This is a genomic window from Mucilaginibacter sp. JRF, from assembly GCF_015223065.1.
Taxonomy (GTDB): Bacteria; Bacteroidota; Bacteroidia; order Sphingobacteriales; family Sphingobacteriaceae; genus Mucilaginibacter.
In genome coordinates this window covers 1-1,683 of the sequence record NZ_JADFBY010000022.1, presented here as the reverse complement: position 1 = coordinate 1,683, position 1,683 = coordinate 1, and the positions used below count along the sequence as shown (strand labels likewise).

1 protein-coding gene is annotated in these 1,683 nt (G+C 50.0%); it reads right to left on the bottom strand.

The annotated features are described in order from the left end of the window. Positions 1–132 precede the first annotated feature (132 nt). Positions 133–1,596 carry a glycosyl hydrolase family 79 C-terminal domain-containing protein gene (locus IM792_RS21155; protein ID WP_194103917.1) on the bottom strand — a complete coding sequence of 488 codons (1,464 nt, stop codon included), beginning with the start codon at positions 1,594–1,596 and terminating at the stop codon, positions 133–135. Positions 1,597–1,683 lie beyond the last annotated feature (87 nt).

Here is a 1,683-nt window from a genome sequence, read left to right as displayed (position 1 = left end):
CTTAAACACCATCCCCCTCTTAAAACGACCGGGCGGCCGCACCTTTAGGGAAGGTACGACCGCCGGCCTGGTCATCAATAGTTAATAAAAGGGTATTTATCTTGTGCTTGTTATGTTCTTTTTTGTTTTGGCTTAGTTGATAGTGATCACCGCGGCGCTGTAAGCAGGCACCTGGATGGTGAATGATTTTTGGTTCACGTTAAAGGTTTCGGTAGCGGTTACGTTAAAGTTGCCTTTCTCGTCAACACTGGCACCGCCAAAGGCGATGTTGTCGGTAGCGGTAGCCGAAGGGGCGGTCAGCCTGGCCACAGTTACTTTAGAAGCAGTGCTGCTCAGTTTCACAGTATACAGGATATCCTTATCATCCTTGTTGATCAGGGTAACCGAAGTAGCGCCGTTCTTTACCGAAGCGTGCGCCGACTGGTTAACACCGTTGGCACTTGCCTTAACCGGCAGCACACGGCCGTTACCGGCGTATTTGAAGGCCAGCATGCCGTAATATACCGGCCTGGCAGTAGTTTTGCCGTTTTGGGTAGCGATAGCGGTGAAAGCCTGTGATGAACCGCTGTGGAAGTTAACACCCTGGCCATTGTGCTCAGCCACGGTCCACATCATGTCCAAAGCCCATAGTGATGAAGCAAACACATCACTCACACCTGCCTTGCCGCCATTGTTAAAAATGCTGTTGCACTCAGATACGCGGTACTTTAAACCATTCTTGGCAGAAGCCTCATCCACCTTGTCCAGGTATTTGGCCAGCTTGGTGTCGGGCTCCAGGATGGTTTTGTAAGTGATCGACTCGTCAGTAGCCGGGCCGTTGTTGTAGTAATGCACGGTCATGAACTTTACATTGTTCTTGAACTGCGCGCCGAATGAGCTTACCCAGTCAGCAGCATTCACCACATCCGGACCGGCGAAGGTAACTTCAGGGGCTACTTTACGTACCGCCTCGTAGTAACCTTTCCACTCGCTTTTGTAATCACCTACGCTGTAACCCTCTTTGCGGTAACCCAGCTCAGGATAAGCGTTAGGCTCATTACCGGCTTGCAAAGCCATCAGGTTGTCGCCCAGTTTATCGCTCAGGTACTTGGCCAGCTTGGCCTGGCTTGCCGGGTTGTAGTTAGCCATGTTCAAACCGTAGATCACCGGCCAGCCCAATGCTTTTGAAAAGTTAGCCAGACCGTCGATCTGGGTAGTGGTCAGCGAGTCTACCTTTGAGTTCTTGGCAGTAGCCTTGTTGGTCCAGTATACTTTACCGCTGCTGGTACCACCTACACGCAGTACGCCTTCGCCCAGGTTGCGGATCAACTGTACCTGGGTGGTGTTGCTGCCGCTCAGGTTAGTGCTCCAAAGCAGATTGTTGGTTTCGTAGCTCAGGCCTAAAAAGTTGGCGGGGATCTGGTTGCCCGGCTGGCTTTGATCAACGGTGATGGTAACTGGTGCACCTGTGGCGGTGGGGTGAAGCGCTACAGGGGTGGGTTCTTTGATCTCGGTATCCATATCCACACCGTTCAGGTCTGAATTCTTTTTGCATGATACCATTGCCGGTACGATCATCAGGGCTACAAGTAAGTTTTTAACAATCAGCTTTTTCACAGTTCTCAGTTTTTAATCAATAGTTTTTTAAACAGGGGTTGTATTTCTTTAATCAGTCCGAACCTTTTTTTCTTATTTATTTATTCG